Raw genomic sequence first — 19,125 nt, forward strand, 5'->3', positions numbered from 1 at the left:
AATACATATCCGTTTCCCCCAATAATTAACTCCATATTTAAACTTTAAGTAACTCCGCAATTGCATCTTACGCCGCAGGGTAAGTAGTATATACAAACTCATAAATCTTACGGCGATATTCATTTAATAGTCTATCATCATAGCTTTCAGGCAGTTCGCTCCATAGGGTATCCCTGATAAGAATATCAACTGCAGCCTGCGTCTCTTCCTTTTCTGTCCAATGATCCAACTCACTGATTTTATCCCTAATACGTTCCAGCAATACCTTGGCGAGCTTTTTAATCTTTTTAATCTCTGCGGAAGTAAGAGAGTCCTTTAAGAGCAAATCATACATAGCCAATTCTTCATCATTGTCAAAGCCCTCTCGCACATATCTTTTTTCCTCATCATCCAAATCATTTACGAAGTTGGTTAAGTCAATAAAAGTTTTCTCAATAGCAGCTTTGTCCTGTTCGGCATTGTATTCCTCAATAATTTTCTGATATCGTTCATAATAGTTAATGCGTGACGGATTACGCCTCATCATATTGTCCAACCTGTCATTGATAAGTTCCTGCAAATCTTTCATAAGAAGATTCTTGTTCTTAACACGTGCAAACTCCTGCTGCAAGCGTTCAAAATCAATATGGTTGATGTTAAAGCGGCGACTTTCGACCAAATATCCACTACCATCTTCGTTTACATGCTCTGGCGCCTTAACGACTTTGATATATTCACTAACTATATTGTGTAGCTGAATCATCAAATCCGTATTATCCGAATGCTTCCTTTTCTCCTGCATCTGGTCATAAACTGCACTAATTGCATTTTTATAAGCCCGGTTCTGATCTGTGACTTCCTGCTTTTCGACATACTTAAACAGCTTGAATAGTTCCCTAGCCATAACTTCAAAGCGTTTCTTCACTTCCTCTGAAACGCACATGGCATTGGCCCCCTCTTGAACCAAGGCCAACTTATCAAAGTCAACTGCCTGAACGAGCGCTGACAAATTAAAACCATGCTGTTTCATGTACTCGATGATGTCATTGGTTAAAGCAATGACACGAGCGATCAACTCTGCTTTATCATGAGCAGGATCAGAGCTACCAGTTTCACCTTTGGTTTTTGTATAATCAGCCAAAGCTTTCCTCAACGCTTTGACAACACCAACATAATCAACAATCAAACCATTACTTTTTCCTTCATAAACACGATTCGCTCGTGCAATGGTTTGCATCAAGGTATGCGCCTTTAATGGCTTATCCAAATAGATTGTAGAAAGGCACTTCACATCAAAACCAGTTAGCCACATAGCGCAAACAAACACAATTCGAAACGGGTTATCCGGATCCTTAAATTCCTTGTCCATTTCTCGCTTTTCCATTTTGCTGCGATGCGGTTTAATATCCAGTCCCCATTTTTCAAAAGTCGCAATTTCATTTTGTTCCTGGCTGATGATAACCGCCATCTCAGTATTCTTCATCCACTCTAGTTTACGGCTGATTTCCATGTATTCCTGCTGTGTGGCTCCGGTCAGAGAAGATTCGACTTCCTTTATTTTTTGCTCCCAATATTTCTGAGCCAAATTATACATTCGAACTGCAGTTACTTTGTTGATGCAAACAAACATGGCCTTGCCCGTTGTCCATAACTCAGAGTAATGCTCCACAAAATCCTTTGCAATGGTATCCAAACGCTTTTTGCTGGTAAGGACATGAATATCCTTAGCTAATTCCTGCTCTAGCTTGGCTTGCTGATTGACATCCAGATTAGTCTGTTCTATAGCATTTAGCAGTTCATCATTGATTTCAGGATTGTCAATATCAAGTAGATCGGCTCTATTTTCATAATAAAGCGGAACTGTTGCGCCATCATCTACGGCACGCTTGAAATCGTAAATAGATACATAGCCACCGAATGTTCTTTCAGTAATATTGTCATAAGCAAACAATGGTGTGCCTGTAAATCCTATACGAGAAGCGGTAGGAAGCAATGCACACATATTATCAGCAAATATACCATTTTGAGTACGGTGTGCTTCATCCGATAAGACAATGATGTCGTGGTCAGGAATGATTGGTGGTTCATCTGGTTTATTAAACTTATGGATCAATGTAAATATAAAGCTTGGATTTCCTTTTAACTTCTGAATCAAATCCTCGCCGCTGGTAGCGATAAACTGTTTGGCTTTCGTAGTACCAAGTAAGCCACAAGCTTCAAATGTATCACTGATTTGTTTGTTCAGTTCCTCCCGGTCTGTCAGAATAACAAAGGTTGGAGAGCCAGCAAATTTTCGACGGATTTTCTGTGCAATAAATACCATAGAGTAACTTTTTCCGCTACCCTGGGTATGCCAGAAAACACCCAGTTTACCGTTATTAAGCTTTCGATTCTTGTAAGATTCCACCGCTTCGTTAACTCCAAGGAACTGATGGTTTCTTGCCATAATTTTTGCCGTTGTACCACCGGAAGTATCAAAAAGGATAAAATTCTCTAATAAATCCATGAAGTTTTTCTTATCACATATACCTCTCAGCATTGTTGCCAATTCCACAGAACCGGTATCATCCTCATGCAGACGCTTCCAATCATTAAAAAATTCGTACTTACTACCCAGGGTACCTACCTTGGACTCCAAACCATTGGACAACATCACAAAGGCATTGAAATGAAACAGCTGGGGAATGGTATCCAGATAGTCAGTGTAATTGCAGGTGTATGCATCCTGTACATCCACATTTTGCTTTTTCAGCTCGATAAAAAGCAGAGGAATACCATTCACGAAGCCAACTATATCGGTTCTGCGGCGATATAATTCGCCATGAATCTTCATCTCTTTAACAGCAAGAAAATCGTTCTTTTTAGGCTCGGAATAATTAAATACCCTAACAAGTCTTTCCTCCTGCTCACCGTTAATTTTTTTTACTTTTATAGGTATACCATCTCGGAGCATCCTATATTTTTCACGATTGATCTGCATAAGAGTACTAGAGGATGTATAAGCAAGGAGTGTCTTCATCGCAGAATCACAGTATTCTTCTGTTAGCCAGTCGTTATTATTAAACAAGGCCTTCCGTAGGTAACGGGTAAGAACAATTTCCTTATAACTTTTACGCCCGAAGGTGCCATTCTCGCCAAGGACTTCCTTATTATAGGCAAACTGAACCTCCCACCCTAATTCATCTTGAAGCAGGTTTCCTGCACTATTTTGCACTAATATGTTCTCGGAATATTCCGAACTCATCCTATACACCCCCTTCATCATACATTCTTATAACTTCATTAACTGCTTTCTCAGAATAAAAACACTTCTTTGTTCCTGTTTTTGTTTTGGGATCTAAATATCTTGTCTGACATAGTGTGTTATTCTTTTTTATTTCTGTCATTATATCATTGAATATACTATTAAACTTAATATCTGGTCGATTCAGCTTAACTCGTTGCTGTAGATCTTTATAGGATAACGGTAACAACTCAGGTTCCAATCGAACCAAAGGTGCCTTCTCATCATCCGTAATTCGAACCGCTTTTGTAAGTCTAACATCACCATTTGATTGATCTATAGCAGCAACTAAATCAGCGTTCTCTGCCTTCTTAACACTCGCTGTAAATAAGTCAAAACCAACGATAATTGTGTCGTGTACTTGTTCTTTGTACAAGCCCTTAATGTTTTCAAGTACTATATTTACGAATTTATTGCTACTGTCGCCACCATTTTGTTTAAGATATTCTACAGGGTCAAAAGGTAGCTTCAAACCAACAGGTAATATTATCAAGTTGTCATTTTTAGTAATGTCTTTATTAAAGTACTCCTTCAGAAAACCATCATAATTCAGTACTGCTTTGCTAACAAGCATAAAAATGATAGGATCTAATTTTTCATCAGCATAATGAATATTAGAACATCGATATTCATTCAATAACATGATATTACCAAACACAGCTTGAAATTCTTTGTTCTTTTTAACAGTGTTAATATTATCTCGTACAAGCACCGCAGCTTTTGTTAAGGATATAGTATGATCACTATTTTTTTCATAAATTCTCTTACTGCCTATAAACTTATATACATAAGCCTTAAACGCCAATTCCCACGCATTTATAATTAATATAGTTGCCGTAGGATACCTATAAGGAATATTAGGCTTATTATGTATCTCAATTCCAGCAAATAGCGCAGCCTGTGATGAATCCAAAAGCAGTTTTGTGATAGATTTTCCTCTTGGCATCAGTTTACACCTCAATTTCACCGCTCATAAGATTAGGGAGTAGTCTATCGCGAGCTTGTTGTAATAAAATGATTTGTCTATCGGCATTTGATATCCGTTGATCAATCTCTTTCGCAATAGTGTTGAATTCATTAGCTAAGTTATCATTAGGTATTATAAATTCTTGTGAGTGCAGAGCATCTTTTGTTATAGAAACATATATTGAACCGTTTCCTATGAGGTTATCTTTATAAAATCGATTCTTAAGCATATAAAAAAGAAAACTCTGCAAATTTTCTCTGTGGTTAATTGCAGCTAAGCCACGACCAATAACGATTTTATTTTTTGTTATATTCATTCGCCCTACTGGTGCACGTACACTGAACAAAATACTTCCCGCTTCTGCAATACGTGTAAAACTTGTAGAATATGTTTCATCAATTACAAATCGATAACCATAATTTGTAACGCCTTGATGGAAGGGTAAACCTTGCTGTCTATCATTATAGTATTCTGATTTTGGACTCTGCCCCATTATTATGTCAGCTATATCAATAAGCTTTTTTCGCCCCCACCCCTCCGGTACACCATCAACAATCCTAGTGTTTTCATGCCCAGGGAATCGCAGGTTTACAAACCATTCTTTATACAATCTCATAGCTGCTTCTTCCAACAGCTTAATCTGGTTTTGGTTATTTTCAATCAAATCATCATAAGCAGAGAGAATGTCAGCAATTCGACGTTGAACTTCAATTGGGGGTAGTTCAAATGTGAAATCTCTGATTGTTTTTAATGTAATACTAGCTTGATTTGCTGCACCTACCGCATTTCCTAAATTGTGCTGTTTGAAATCGTTGTTTCTCAATCTATAAAAAAGGAATTTATTATCTAAATGTTCATTATCAACAGGTGATAATTTTACAATATTTTGATTTAGCAAAGCTCCAGTAAACGCCGTAGGTACACAGATTACTTTACCAACTACAGAATCTGGATTAATTTGCCATGACCCAACGGTTTGAACAAGTACATCACACGCATTTAATCTATATTTATTATATTGTGCTGCATCTTCTTTTGAATAGTATTTTATACCATCAAAAGATATAGAATCCATTGTAAAATTTGAAGCCCGTACAATTGGAACTCCTATATTTTTATACTTAATACTTTTAAAAGCAAATCCTTTAAGGGTATTAACAAAGTCACCAAGTTTCACTTTATTCCACTTCATATCCCCAACTCCTCAAAATTCGCCGAAATAGTACCCATCAACTGGTTTGCCTCTGACTGTAAAGCTAAGAGCTCCTTATGGATTTCGGTCATTCTTTCTTCGAAGTTTTCATCATCTTCTTTAATAAGAGCAACGCCAACATAAGCTCCTGGAGTAAGGCTCCAGTTCTTTTCTTCTATTTCAGCTATAGTTGCAACTTTACATAGCCCTAAAACATCCGTATATGTACCTTCGCTGAATTTTTCAGTAAGCCACTTTGCTTCTTTTATCAATATTCGGCATGCCTTGATTTGAGATACTACTTCCTCAATGCAAGCAGAAACAGACTTTTTGAAGCGATCCCAGGTTGTTGCATTTTCATCGATGGATTTAGCAAACTCCTTAGCTTCTGCCTTCTCCAATCCATCACCGTATTCAATAAAAGCTTTTAGTGAAGCATTAAGCTCTGCAGTATACTTTTTCAACACATCATTCAGTGGTAACAGCTGGTTAATATTCTCTGTATTTTTAATGATATCTGCAATCTGAACTCGCAATGGTTTAAGCTTCTCACCATAACCATTCAAAAGTACCGACATACTTTCAAATTCAGTATCGAGTTCCTTGCAGTCATTGATGATTTGAATACTGTAATCCTGTAATAGTTTATTGTACTTTTCTTTCTCTCTGCGATAGAGCCAAACAATAGCATTCAGGTTTTTCATCTGCCATTCACTCCACTCATTGAGTGTTCGATCCACTACGGTATAGTAATTACGGGAATCTATGAAAAGTACTTTATCCTTTAATTCTTCTTTCTTTCCCTTATCAAAAAACCACAGGGAGCAAGGTAGTGAAACCTTGTAAAAGAAATTATTGGCCACTGACATTAAACAGTCTACATGTCCAGTCTGGGTAAGCTGCTTTCTGATTTCTCGTTCCTTATTGCCGCTATCCGTAGCAGAAGCTGCCATAACAAACCCGGCTCGTCCGGTATCATTTAAATAAGCATAGAAATATGAAATCCATAGATAATTGCCGTTAGAGACTTCCTTTTTTTGATTTACTCCTGGCAGTCCAAAAGGTAAGCGTCCCGCATTCTGAGTAGATTCGGCTTTTACTTTATCTACATTAAACGGAGGATTAGCCATGACATAATCGCAACTACCTTCTAGATTATGAGCATCATGATAAAAGCTGTTGGCTTCATCACCGGATTTGATCTTTGCATTTAGACCATGTACAGCCATATTCATGATACATAACTTGGCGTTAAATTCCACTTTTTCCTGTCCATAAAAAGTCATGGCAGAATTAGCATTGATCCCTTCAGCATTGACAATGTTACTGGAAGAAACAAACATACCACCACTTCCACAAGCTGGATCCAACACTATCCCATGAGACGGCTCAATGATATTCACAATCATCTTAACCAGGGATTTAGGTGTAAAGAAAACTCCATCATCCGAAGCAATTGCAGAAGCAAATTTGTTTAAGAAATACTCATAAATACGTCCAAGGATATCATCGTTGATTTCATTCAATGCACTATTATTAAAAATACGCAACAATTCTTTCAATAAATCATTTCTGAAAGAGGTATAGGTTTTGGGCAGTATTCCTTTTAGTTGAGTACTCTCTGTCTCAATCAGCTCCATAGCTTCATTTACTGCCTTACCACAATCAGCATCGTCAGGCAAATTGAGCAGATAGTCATATCGGGCCTTCTCAGGCAAAAAGATAGCACTCTTTTGCTTAAAATCACTAGATTCAACTGGAAGAACGCGTCCATTACGAACAGGACGGTCTTTAAGTATTTCTGCCTCTACATATTTAAACCGGCTATATGCATAACGTAAAAAGATTAATCCGAGGACAGGCATACAATATTCCTGTGAACTTAATTTGGAACCTTGACGTAAGAGATCTGCAGATTCCCATAATTCTGATTCTAATTTTCTTATATTTATCATGAAACAAGCCTCCATTTGTTTGGTAATTAACAAAAATATGCATTAACTGCGTTTGGTATCATCCATTTCCATGATATCGCATACATCGCATTCCAAAGCAATGCAGATTTTTTGTATTATTTCTGTACTAACATTTTCGTTCTTGCCAAGCTTTGTAATCGTAGCAGAACTAATGCCTGCAAGCTTCTGCAAGTCTTTCTTTTTCATATCTCTATCAATAAGAAGCTTCCAAAGCTTTTTATAAGTAATCTCCATTGTATTCACCTCTAAATATGTATAAATACATGATATTATTAACTTCATTATATCGCAAATAATTTCTTTACATTCACATGATTTTTGATTTGTATTTAATTGTTATCCTAAATCTAGTATTGGCATGTGCATATGATGATACATCTATTCTGCCAACCCAACCTTACCTAATTTCAGACTCAATTTTGCCCAGAAATATACCCTCAATATGTTCCGCATACACACATCAAGGGCTTAAGTAGAGTTGATAGATTTACTTTCATTTTATGAAACTCAGTATTTTCAAGGCTTTTCGGACTTTAATTTCTAGACATCATGACAACGCACTCCACGTGCATCGTCTGCGGGAACATATCAACCGGCTGCACCTTTTTCACTTGATACCCGCCTGCGGCGAGCAGCTTGAGGTCGCGGGCGAGTGTGGCTGGATTACAGGAAACATAGACAATCCGATCCGGCTGCATGGTGATCATCGTGTCAATCAGTGACGCATCACAACCCTTGCGCGGCGGATCGACGACGATGACATCAGGTTCGATGCCTTGATCGCGCCATGCCGGAATCACGTCTTCGGATTTTCCGACTTCAAAGGTGGCATTGGTGATCTTGTTGAGCTCGGCATTTTTCTGCGCGTCTTCAATCGCTTCAGGGACAATTTCGACGCCGTAGACGTGTTTTGCTTGTTTGGCAAGGAACAGGGAGATGGTGCCGATGCCGCAGTAGGCGTCGATCACTGTTTCTTTTCCGGTCAGTTGGGCGTATTCCAATGCTTTGCCATAAAGCACTTCGGTCTGGTTCGGGTTGACTTGGAAAAATGATTGCGCCGAAATGGCGAAGGTAACATCGCCGATCTGATCGTAGATGACATCACGTCCCCAAAGTGTTTTAGTTGTGTCACCAAAAATTGCGTTGGTACGCCTTGAATTGATGTTCTGCGCAATTGACTTTATTTGTGGGTAACGCTCGGTCAAGGCTTTAATTAACAGTTTGCGGAATGGCAATTCGTCCGTGCGCGTGACAAAGACAACCATGATCTCGCCGGTTTTCTTGCCAACGCGTGCCATGATATGGCGGAGCACACCGCGATTTTTCACTTCATCATACGGTGTAAGTCCGTTTTCTTCAGCAACTTGGCGGGCAGTTTGCACAACTTCATCGATCAGCGGATCTGTGATCATGCAATGATCCATGGTGACGATCTCGTGGCTGCGTTTCTTGTAAAAACCAAAGGCGAACTTTCCATTTTGCTGGGCGACCGGAACCTGGATTTTGTTGCGATAACTCCATGGCTCGTCCATACCGAGGGCTGGTTCGACGGCGATGTCAGTCAAACCACCGATCCGCTCCAGTGCGTTCTGGACGATCTCTCGCTTGTAAGCGAGCTGACCCTCTGCGCTAATATGTTGAATCGCGCAGCCGCCACATTGTGGATAATACGGACATGGTGGTTCGGCACGACGGTCACTGGTCTCGGTCAATTCGAGCAAGCGGCCATAACCGTAGCCTTTTTTCGTTTTGGTCACTTGAATTTTTGCTTTTTCTCCGGGCAATCCGCCGGGAATGAATAATGTATAGCCATCAACCTTGGCGACCCCGGACCCGTCTTGGGTTAGGTCGGTGAAGGTTACCTCAAATTGTTGATTTTTCACTACTGGTACGTTGGATTCAGACATGAATTCGAACTCCTACTGGTTATGATCTATGGTTTATCAGTCACTTTTACGGCTTTATCGGTCAACTTTATGATTTTATCAGTCACTTCTCCGATTTTATCGGTCACTTTTGCAGTTTTATCGACCAGTTTGCCTATTTCCTTTTGATAAAGTACAGAAACATTGCGTTAACATTAAAAAATGCCATGAACATTGAACAGTTCATGGCTCCTGTTTTATTGAAGCTGCTTGATTCCCTGCTCGGATTCAAGGAGGTGCGCATCCTCGGTTTCTTTTGGCACCATCAAATGGAGATGGTGATAAAGGTTGACGATCTCGCCAGGAAGGTCGCCGCCGTATTCGCCATCGATATTGAGCTGCATCTTTTCTTCTGATTCGATTTTAATTCGGCTTGCCTGTGCGTAAATAACTTTCGGATCTTTCATGTGCTCACCGCGGATCGCCATGGATGCAAGGCGAATAAATTCCGCGAGATTCGCTGACTTCAAAATAATCAGATCAAAGAGTCCGTCATTCAGCTTGGCATCAGGCGCTAATTTTTCAAATCCGCCGACTGAATTACTGTTGGAAACGAGGAAGAGCATGATGTCGCCTTCAAAGGTCCGGTCGTCATAATCAATTTTCACTTTTATCGGTCGGATTGATGGAAGCATCTCAATTCCTTTAATAAAATAGGCTAATTGACCAATCATTGTTTTCAGTTTGCTCGGTACGTCATAGGTCAATTCTGTCAACCTGCCGCCACCGGCGATGTTCACAAAATAGCGATCGTTGACTTTCCCGATATCAATCGGCATTTCATGGCCCTTGCACAGCACATCACAGGCTTTGACGATATCACGTGGAATACCAATGGCACGTGCAAAATCGTTGGTTGTTCCCAAGGGCAGGATTCCCAGCTTCGGACGGTATTCCTTTTCCGCAAGTCCGCTGATCACTTCATTAATGGTGCCGTCGCCGCCGGCCGCGACAACGAGATCGAATTTTCGTTTGACCGCTTTACGTGCAGCCTTGGTTGCATCTTCCTCCCGTTTGGTCGCGTAGGCAGACGCTTCATATCCCGCATCTTCAAGCCGGTCAAGGATATAGGCAATGTTCTTTTTCGCCAGCTCTCGACCTGATGTAGGATTATAAATGATTCTTGCCTTTTTCATGATTATCACCCAATCAATCTCTATATGAAGATTTTCCATTGAACAGAAACATTAGAAAACTTGGCTTCGCCAAACCTCTGACAAAGGCGAAGTCTTAGTTGCGACGGCCATGGATGGCCTAGTGTCCGGTGAGCCGCAGGACGCGGCGTTTTGCCGGACCGCTTATACTATTTTCCTTGAATTTTATATACTTATAGTACAAAAGGGGCCTTCTCATGTCGGCTCAGTTCTTATGCCGTATGAATGATTTCTATTGACTCATCTACGATCATTCTTCATTCATTGTGTCCGATCCAAATGATCACTAATCAACCATCGTCTGATCGTGTTTGGATGCGTTTACGTAAACTGGCGCTGCTTAAGACCCAGCGCTCAGCATTCTTATTTTATTATATTGTAAACGATTTTTAAAATCAAAATCGATCCTGTGAAAAAATTCCTACACAAACAGCCTCAGGAATTAAAATCGGAGAGCATTTGCAGTGGCAAATACCGATTTTGATAAACTTCTGATTTTATCGAGCACTTTCACAAATTTATCGAGTATTTTTCCGGTCTTCAGTGGACTTAATCCGTTCTTGACCACATATTCGACGCGGTCTCTCTGAAAAAAAAGCGGGATTCCCATCAATCAGGAATCCCGCTTTCACTACTTTTTTTTACAGTTTGTTAACTTCATCAAGAATGATCTTGTTGACCATTTTCGGATTGGCTTTGCCGTGTGTTTGTTTCATGACTTGGCCGACAAGGAAGCCGAGTGCGCGGTCCTTGCCGTTCTTGTAGTCAATCATGGATTGCTTGTTGGCTTCAAGAATCGGTGCAAGCATGTCGCGCAGCGCGCCTTCATCAGAGATTTGAACGAGTCCTTTGGCTTTAACGATTTCTTCCGGATCGCCGCCTTTTTCGATCAGATCCTTGAAGACCTTCTTGGCGATCTTGCTGGAAATCGTGCCTTTTTCAATCAGCTTGACTAGCTTGGCCAAGCCTTGCGCCGTCATTGGCACTTGGTCAATGGTCTTGTAATTGCTGTTCAGGTATGCGGATACTTCGCCCATCAGCCAGTTGGAGACAAGCTTAGCATCGGCGCCTTCAGCAACTGCAGCTTGGAAGAAGTCAGACATCGTCTTCGTCTGAGTGAGCACCATTGCATCATATTCCGGAAGACCGAGCTCTTCAACATAGCGCTTCTGGCGTGCATCCGGAAGTTCGGGAATTTCCGCTTTAATGCGGTCGATCCATTCCTGGTCGATCTTTAGCTTAATAATATCCGGTTCCGGGAAGTAACGGTAGTCGTCGGAGCCTTCTTTTCCGCGCATGACGGTCGTTGTCTTCGTTGCATCATTATAACGGCGTGTTTCCTGTACAACTTCGCCGCCGGAAAGCAGCACGCGTTCTTGGCGCATTTCTTCGTAAGCCAGACCTTTTTCAACAAAAGTAAACGAGTTGAGGTTCTTGAGCTCGGTCTTTGTGCCGAACGTTGTCTGGCCATACGGACGGATGGAGATGTTGGCGTCACAGCGGAGTGAGCCTTCCTCCATCTTAACGTCGGAAACATCAATGTACTGCATGATTGCTTTCAGTTTTTCCAAATAGGCATACGCTTCTTTAGGATCGCGCATGTCTGCTTCAGATACGATTTCGATCAGCGGTGTACCGACACGGTTGAAGTCGACGAGAGAGCCTGATCCGTCTTCCAAGTGACTCAGCTTTCCAGCGTCTTCTTCAAGATGCAGACGGTGTACACCAATCCGTTTCTTTTTGCCTTCGACTTCAATCTCGATGTACCCGTTGCGTCCGATCGGCTGATCGAATTGAGAAATCTGGTACGCTTTCGGATTATCGGGGTAGAAATAGTTTTTCCGATCGAATTTCGTCTCTCGGGCAACTTCACAATTCAGTGCCAGTGCGGCCTTAATTGCATAATCAACCGCTTCATGGTTCAGAATTGGCAGCACGCCCGGATGTCCAAGGCAGATCGGGCATGTATTCGTATTCGGTTCAGCGCCGAACTGGTTCGCGCAACCGCAGAATGCTTTTGTTTTCGTTTTCAATTCGACATGGACTTCAAGTCCGATGACTGTCTCAAAATTACTCATTTATTCATCGCCCCTTTGGCAGGCGTTAATGTGAATCCGGCTGTTTGCTCATAAGCATGTGCGGCGCGATACAGCGTCTCTTCGCCGAATGGACGGCCGATCATCTGCAGACCGACCGGAAGTCCATCTGCAAGTCCGCATGGCAAACTGATTGCCGGAATGCCGGCAAGGTTAACTGGAATTGTCAGAAGGTCGTTTGCGTACATCGTTAATGGATCATCGATGTTTTCGCCGACCTTAAACGCTGGTGTCGGCGTTGTCGGTCCTACAATGATGTCATGATTCTGGAACACTTTTTCAAAATCCTGTTTGATCAGCGTACGGACCTGCTGTGCTTTTTTATAGTAAGCATCATAGTAGCCCGAGCTGAGCGCAAAGGTTCCAAGCATGATCCGACGTTTGACTTCTTCACCAAAGCCCTCGCTTCTCGACTTCTTGTACATGTCGATCAAATCATTTGTTTCCGCACGCACGCCATAGCGCACGCCGTCGAAACGAGCGAGGTTCGCCGATGCTTCAGATGAAGCAATAATATAGTAAGCAGGAACAGCATATTTAGAATGAGGGAGTGAAACTTCATCAATCACCGCTCCGAGCGATTCAAGCTGTTTAATTGCCGCGCGAATCTTCTCTTTAACGGATTCATCAATACCGGCACCCAAGTATTCCTTTGGTACTGCCACGCGGAGACCCTTGATGTCGCCGGTCAGTGCCGCAGCATAGTGCGGAACCGGTACATCAGCACTCGTCGAATCATGGCGGTCAAGTCCAGCAATGGTTTCAAGCAGATAGGCGTTGTCTTCGACGGTACGCGTGATCGGTCCGGCCTGATCCAGTGACGAAGCAAATGCCACTAAACCGTAACGCGACACGCGGCCATAGGTCGGTTTCATGCCGACCACGCCGCAGAATGCGGATGGCTGACGGATCGAACCGCCGGTGTCTGTTCCTAGTGCAAACAGGACTTCGCCCGCAGCAACTGCTGCAGCAGAACCACCGCTGGAACCGCCAGGAACGCGTTCCAAATCCCATGGATTTTTCGTAATGGCAAAGGACGATGTTTCGGTCGATGAACCCATCGCAAACTCGTCCATGTTTAATTTTCCAATCGTAATTGCCTTTTGCGCCTTAACCTTGTCAACTACGGTAGCATCATAGAGCGGATCGTAGTTTTCAAGAATATGGCTGGCGCAGGTTGTTTTCAAACCTTTTGTGACCATGTTGTCTTTAATTCCGATCGGCATTCCTGAAAGAATCGCTTCTTCCGCTGTGCCGTTCTCGTCAAGCGCCTTCGCTTCGCTGCGTGCAGCCTCTTCATTCAAGGTCAGAAACGCCTTCACGTCTCCATCGACTTCATGAATACGAGTGAACGCTTCATCGACAAGATCGGATGCCTTAATTTCCTTGCTATGTAACTTTTGAGACAAAGACACAAGGCCTTCTTCAAAAAGTGGCATCTCTGTTATCCTCCTTCTGCTTCCATCAATCCGCTTCCATAATCAGCGGCACTTTAACTTGTCCATCTTCCTGAACCGGTGCGTTTTTGAGCGCTTCCTCGCGCGGCAGCGACGGTTCAACAACATCCTCGCGCATTACGTTGTACATATCCAGCACGTGGGTCGTCGGTTCGACGCCTTGCGTGTCCAGCTCATTCAGCTGTTCGGCGAAACCAATGATATCATCCAACTGCGTTGTGAATGTCTTAATTTCTTGATCAGTAAAAGACAGACGTGCCAAATTTGCCACGTATTTTACCTGTTCTTCGTTGATCCTGCTCATCTTTTTCACCTCCGCCAATCGGCTTTATTTGCCACCTCTTGGCAAATTCCAACAATGCCTTAATCATATCAAATACCATTGACACTATGCAATAACCGCTGTGCTGAAACGATGCGATTTGGCGAAAGTTTACCTAAGGCAAATCACCTAAGGGCTGCCATAGCGAAATTATTCCAAAACCAAGAATGATACCGGCAGAGAAACGATTCACCCAGATCAGCATCTTTCTGTCCATCTTTTCCCGAAAATGACCGACACATACGCAGAGGAGCAGCCACCAGGCAGCAGAACCGCTAAAAACACCAATAACCAGAAAAAGTGATGATTGTACCTCGCCGGAAGCAAGTCCAATACCCGCAAAAATGCTGACAAACGAGAGAATGGTCATCGGATTGGTCAGTGTCAGAGCAAATGTGGTTGTGTAGGCACTGAAGAGCTGCCTGCTGCCTGCAGGGCTCGCCGATTTGTCGGATACCTTTGACCGCCACGTCTTCGCGCCGAGAAAGCAGAGAAAAACACCTCCGATCACATGCAGCCAAATCTGCTGATCAAGCAAAAAGTGAGCTGCAATCGTCAGTCCAAAGGCGGCGATGGCACCATAAATGGTATCTGCACTCGCTGCGCCAATGCCGGACAATAGACCATGAAGCCGGCCAAAAACAAGGGTTCTGCGGATGCAGAGTATCCCGATCGGACCGACCGGAGCCGCGATTGCGAGGCCCAAAAGGAATCCTTTCAACAAAAAGAAGAAATCCATAATTAACTTACGAAAAGCGGTCAGCATGAATCGGGAGCTGTGCCGTTTCTTTTAGCGAATTCATGACAATCGTGGTTCGTGTTTTTACGCCCGGAAGCTTTTTCAATTCACTGCTGATGACGCGATCCAAATCCTTAGTATCCTTGGCACGCACCTTGAGCAAATAATCGTAATCCCCCGCAATATGATGGCATTCTTGCACTTCAACGAGCTCATGGATCAACTCGAGAAATGCTGCGCGCTGCTCGGTCTTTTCAAGCGTGACTGCGACAAAGGCTGTGCATGTATTGCCTACAAGCTCCGGATCAATCATCGCCCCATACGCCTTGATAACCCCTTTTTCCTCCAATCGGCGAACACGTTCCGCTACTGCCGGGGACGACATATCAATTTCCCCGGCCAGATCAGACCATGTCGCACGCCCCTGCGTCATCAATATGCGCAGCATCTTTAAATCAAGCTTGTCCAACGGCTCATCTCCTTTATTATTTTAATTTTTATCTTTATATTAATTAATATACATTGTATTTATGATATTTTCCATATTATTTTAAATTTATTAAAGGAGCAAGTTCCCTGAAAACAAAAAAATGAAACCGCCGCTAAGCAGTTTCACTTCATGACTGATTTAATGCTGAAAAATATGAACATAGGGTTGATCCATAGATTCCGTTCGCTCAATGAGTGCCTCAGGTATATCGCCTGTTGTAATATAAATGTGAATCGGAATACTTCGCTCAAACGGAAAGCGTTTATCCACAAGCGATGTCACGTAGTTCGTAAAGCCGATCATTTCCGACTCATCGACGAATTTATTAAAGTTAATCGTTAAAGTCAAATCACTTAGGTCCTTATTCCGATAGAATGCTTTGCCGATGACTCCCACATAGTTCGGATAGTATTTCTGCACATCGTTCTTGATTTGATTAAATTTATCCAGATCACCTTTATAGCTGTTCGTAGCGTTGTCGGAAGGAAACAGAACATGATGCTCGTCAATACTCGTCCATTTGCCGATGGAACTGGATCCGGCGGAAATTTCCGTCTTTGCAACAAAATCGCCCGGAACATAGGACTGCGGCTCCGCAGTAGTGTATAAGGTTAAGAAGATCGGAATATTCTGCAGATCTTCATAGGTATTATCATTTGAATCCTTATTGTCCTTTCCAATGTTTCGTATCCGCTGAACGATTTGCTGGGCATGCGCCTTGGCCCATGCTACGACTTTCGCACGATTCAATTTTTCAGAGATCGGATAGATCTTGCCATTATAATTGATATTATCCGCATAAACCGAATTCAGTGAGACAGCAACGGACATGCCGGCAATCTTGTATTGTCCCTTGCTGTTTTTCTTCATATAGTCCTGTTCAAGAACGTAATTGATATACTTCGGACTGTTTTTCGACTGTTCAACAATATTTTTTCCTTTTCCAAGTGCTGGATTAATGCCGGGAACAACCGTCTTCTGCTGATCTTTTGAAAGACTTTTATTCGCAGCACGCTGCGGTTCCGATCCGTTTCTGTAAAGTATGCTGTTAATATCCGTATTTTTCATATACTGTCCCATTTGGAATACATAATCATTGGGACTGAATACATCTTTGGACAAATCCATCAAACCGGTTTCCAATTGATCCATATCCACTCGGTTTTTCGGTCCGTATTGAATATAGCCACGCGTTGTGCTGCCGGATTTCGGGCGCAGCATTTGATAATCCGAATCACTCGTACTCGGAATCAAGCTTGCATTCTCTGTCTTGCCGCTGCTGTTCTTAACCGTACTGTTGTCCGAATTGTTAAACCAGCATCCGGAAAGCACTAGTTGCAAGGCGAGCATGACGGAACAAACCGCCGCCGTTTTTTTCCATTTCATTTGGAGCATCCCCTATTCCTTGAGCGTTTCCGCAAAGCGCGCTTCATCCCAGACTTCGATCTGCAGCTCCTGCGCTTTTTTAAGTTTTGATCCTGCTGCCTCTCCGGCAACGACGAGATCGGTGCTGGCACTGACACTGCCGGTTACTTTACCGCCGCGCCGCTCGATCTCTTCTTTCGCTTCATTTCGTGTCATCAACGTCAATTTACCGGTCAGTACCACTGTTTTCCCGTTAAACGGCGAATCCGATTGAGCGGCAACCTCCGGATCCGGTCCGAGATAGGCCATGTTCACACCGGCACTTTTCAATTCATTAATCAGCGCACTTACCTCAGGTTTTGAAAAATAGGTGATCAATGAGTCTGCCATTTTCTCACCGATTTCATCGACGGCCACCAACGCATCCATATCTGCGGATGCCAAGTGATCCATGTCCTTAAATGCTTGAGCCAAAAGCTTCGCTGCCTTGGATCCGATATAGCGGATACCGAGCCCGAAGAGCAGATGTTCAAGCGAATTTTCTTTTGACCGTTCAATGGCGTTCAACAGATTGTCGGTTGATTTCTCGCCCATGCGTTCCATGGAAATCAAGTCGTCGCGATTCAATTTATAAAGATCGGCAACATCAGCAATCAGCTTCTTTTCAAAAAGCTGGGTAATCACCTTTTCGCCTAAACCGTCAATGTTCATGGCGCCTCGGGAGACAAAATGAATCAATCCTTCTCGAATCAGCGCCGGGCATTTTGGATTGATGCAGCGCAGTGCAACCTCTTCTTCAAGCCGCACGAGCTCGCTGCCGCATTCCGGGCAGTGCGTCGGCATCGCATAAGGCAATTCTTTGCCTGTCCTTTGTTCTGTGAGTACGTTCACGACTTCAGGAATAATGTCGCCTGCTTTTCGGATGACGACACGATCACCGATCCGCAAATCCTTCTCTCGAATTAAGTCTTCGTTATGAAGGGAGGCTCTTTTGACCGTTGTTCCGGCAACAGATACCGGGGTAAGCACGGCTGTCGGTGTGACGGCTCCGGTACGGCCGACACTCACCTCGATCGCTTCCAGTGTGGATACGACTTCTTCCGCGGGAAATTTATAGGCTATCATCCAACGCGGCGACTTGACTGTGTTGCCCAGCTGCTGCTGCTGTGCCATATCGTCAACCTTGACGACAATGCCGTCAATGCCATAAGGCAGCGAGTCTCTTTTTTCGGTATATTCTTTTATATAATCAAAAACCTCTTGCATCGTCCGGCAGCGTCGCGATTCCGGATTGACGGGGAGACCAAGCGCTTTGATGGCTTCAAGCAGACCATAGTGTGTTTTGATCTTATCGCGATCAAACCGGCCGGCACTATATAGAAAAACCGAGAGCCTTCGCTTCGCCGATATTTTCGGATCGAGCTGTCTGAGTGATCCCGCCGCAGCGTTACGCGGATTGGCAAAAAGCGGTTCTTCATTTCTTTTGCGTTCCTCATTAAGCTTTTCAAAGGATTTCTTCGGCATGTAAGCCTCGCCACGCACTTCGATATCAATGGGTTCCGGGAGAACGAGCGGTAAGGAACGGACGGTCTTCAAGTTGTGGGTAATGTCCTCTCCGATCGTTCCATTTCCGCGTGTCGCGCCCAGCACGAATTTTCCTTTTTCATACGTGAGCGAGATTGCCAATCCATCGATTTTCAATTCACAGACATAGGTCACGTCATCGCCGACTGCCTGCCTGACGCGGCGGTCAAAATCCAGCAGTTCCTCTTCGCTGAACACATCGCCGAGACTAAGCATAGGAAGATCATGCGTCACCTTGGTGAACGCTTTGAGCGGTTCGCCGCCAACACGCTGTGTCGGCGAATCCGACGTGATCCACTCAGGATGCTGCTGCTCCAATGCAAGCAGCTCGTTCATCAGCCGATCGTATTCGCTGTCCGGCACACTTGGTTTGTCTTCCACATAATATTCATAGCTGTATTGATTCAGTTGTCGGTGCAAATCAATAATATGTTGCGGCAGTCGCTCTTCCATGATTCGTTACTCCTTTAAGCCGTTAGTAAATCATTGTTCCATTTAATGAATGCACAGTCTCTTTCTACTCTAGTCAGTTCAAAAAGGAGGACAAAAAGGGCCGAGGCCAGGCAGAATGCCTCGTCCTGTGGCATGCCTGACAC

Annotated in this window: 14 protein-coding genes; all 14 read right to left on the minus strand. The window is 43.2% G+C overall.

What is annotated here, in order from left to right; genetic code table 11:
• Positions 1-67: 67 nt before the first annotated feature.
• The gene (locus AC1MBV_RS15370) at positions 68-3,223 is read right to left on the minus strand and encodes a type I restriction endonuclease subunit R (protein WP_480948691.1); all 3,156 of its coding nucleotides are present in this window, start codon (positions 3,221-3,223) and stop codon (positions 68-70) included.
• A 1-nt stretch (position 3,224) separates the two neighbouring features.
• Positions 3,225-4,208 carry a DUF3644 domain-containing protein gene (locus tag AC1MBV_RS15375; protein ID WP_480948692.1) on the minus strand — a complete coding sequence of 328 codons (984 nt, stop codon included), beginning with the start codon at positions 4,206-4,208 and terminating at the stop codon, positions 3,225-3,227.
• A 4-nt stretch (positions 4,209-4,212) separates the two neighbouring features.
• On the minus strand, positions 4,213-5,421 hold the full coding sequence (locus AC1MBV_RS15380) for a restriction endonuclease subunit S (RefSeq protein WP_480948693.1): 1,209 nt from the start codon (positions 5,419-5,421) through the stop codon (positions 4,213-4,215).
• Entirely contained in the window at positions 5,418-7,376 is a 1,959-nt protein-coding gene (locus tag AC1MBV_RS15385) for a type I restriction-modification system subunit M (RefSeq protein ID WP_480948694.1), read from the minus strand. Before AC1MBV_RS15385 ends, AC1MBV_RS15380 begins: the two co-directional genes overlap by 4 nt.
• A gap of 42 nt (positions 7,377-7,418) precedes the next feature.
• A complete protein-coding gene (locus tag AC1MBV_RS15390; protein WP_480948695.1) occupies positions 7,419-7,631 on the minus strand; it encodes a helix-turn-helix domain-containing protein in 213 nt (70 codons plus the stop codon).
• A gap of 299 nt (positions 7,632-7,930) precedes the next feature.
• Positions 7,931-9,304, minus strand: coding sequence for a 23S rRNA (uracil(1939)-C(5))-methyltransferase RlmD (rlmD, locus tag AC1MBV_RS15395; RefSeq protein ID WP_480948696.1), 1,374 nt, complete (start codon positions 9,302-9,304; stop codon positions 7,931-7,933).
• Positions 9,305-9,519: 215 nt separating this feature from the next.
• A complete protein-coding gene (locus AC1MBV_RS15400; RefSeq protein ID WP_480948697.1) occupies positions 9,520-10,458 on the minus strand; it encodes a diacylglycerol kinase in 939 nt (312 codons plus the stop codon).
• 659 nt (positions 10,459-11,117) lie between these two features.
• Entirely contained in the window at positions 11,118-12,554 is a 1,437-nt protein-coding gene (gatB, locus tag AC1MBV_RS15405; protein WP_480948698.1) for an Asp-tRNA(Asn)/Glu-tRNA(Gln) amidotransferase subunit GatB, read from the minus strand.
• A complete protein-coding gene (gene gatA / locus AC1MBV_RS15410) occupies positions 12,551-14,011 on the minus strand; it encodes an Asp-tRNA(Asn)/Glu-tRNA(Gln) amidotransferase subunit GatA (protein WP_480948699.1) in 1,461 nt (486 codons plus the stop codon). The genes gatB and gatA overlap by 4 nt, the downstream gene beginning before the upstream one ends.
• Before the next feature lie 25 nt (positions 14,012-14,036).
• Positions 14,037-14,333: an Asp-tRNA(Asn)/Glu-tRNA(Gln) amidotransferase subunit GatC gene (gatC, locus tag AC1MBV_RS15415; protein WP_255749468.1), complete on the minus strand. Its 297-nt coding sequence runs from the start codon at positions 14,331-14,333 to the stop codon at positions 14,037-14,039.
• A gap of 133 nt (positions 14,334-14,466) precedes the next feature.
• Positions 14,467-15,117, minus strand: coding sequence for a LysE family translocator (locus AC1MBV_RS15420; RefSeq protein ID WP_480948700.1), 651 nt, complete (start codon positions 15,115-15,117; stop codon positions 14,467-14,469).
• Positions 15,098-15,559, minus strand: coding sequence for an Lrp/AsnC family transcriptional regulator (locus AC1MBV_RS15425; RefSeq protein WP_255749469.1), 462 nt, complete (start codon positions 15,557-15,559; stop codon positions 15,098-15,100). The genes AC1MBV_RS15420 and AC1MBV_RS15425 overlap by 20 nt, the downstream gene beginning before the upstream one ends.
• Before the next feature lie 159 nt (positions 15,560-15,718).
• Entirely contained in the window at positions 15,719-16,966 is a 1,248-nt protein-coding gene (locus tag AC1MBV_RS15430) for a CamS family sex pheromone protein (protein WP_480948701.1), read from the minus strand.
• Positions 16,967-16,978: 12 nt separating this feature from the next.
• Positions 16,979-18,982, minus strand: a complete 2,004-nt coding sequence (ligA, locus tag AC1MBV_RS15435; RefSeq protein ID WP_480948702.1) for an NAD-dependent DNA ligase LigA — start codon at positions 18,980-18,982, stop codon at positions 16,979-16,981.
• Positions 18,983-19,125: the final 143 nt, after the last annotated feature.

It is taken from the genome of Sporolactobacillus sp. PKPK-6 (assembly GCF_056678885.1).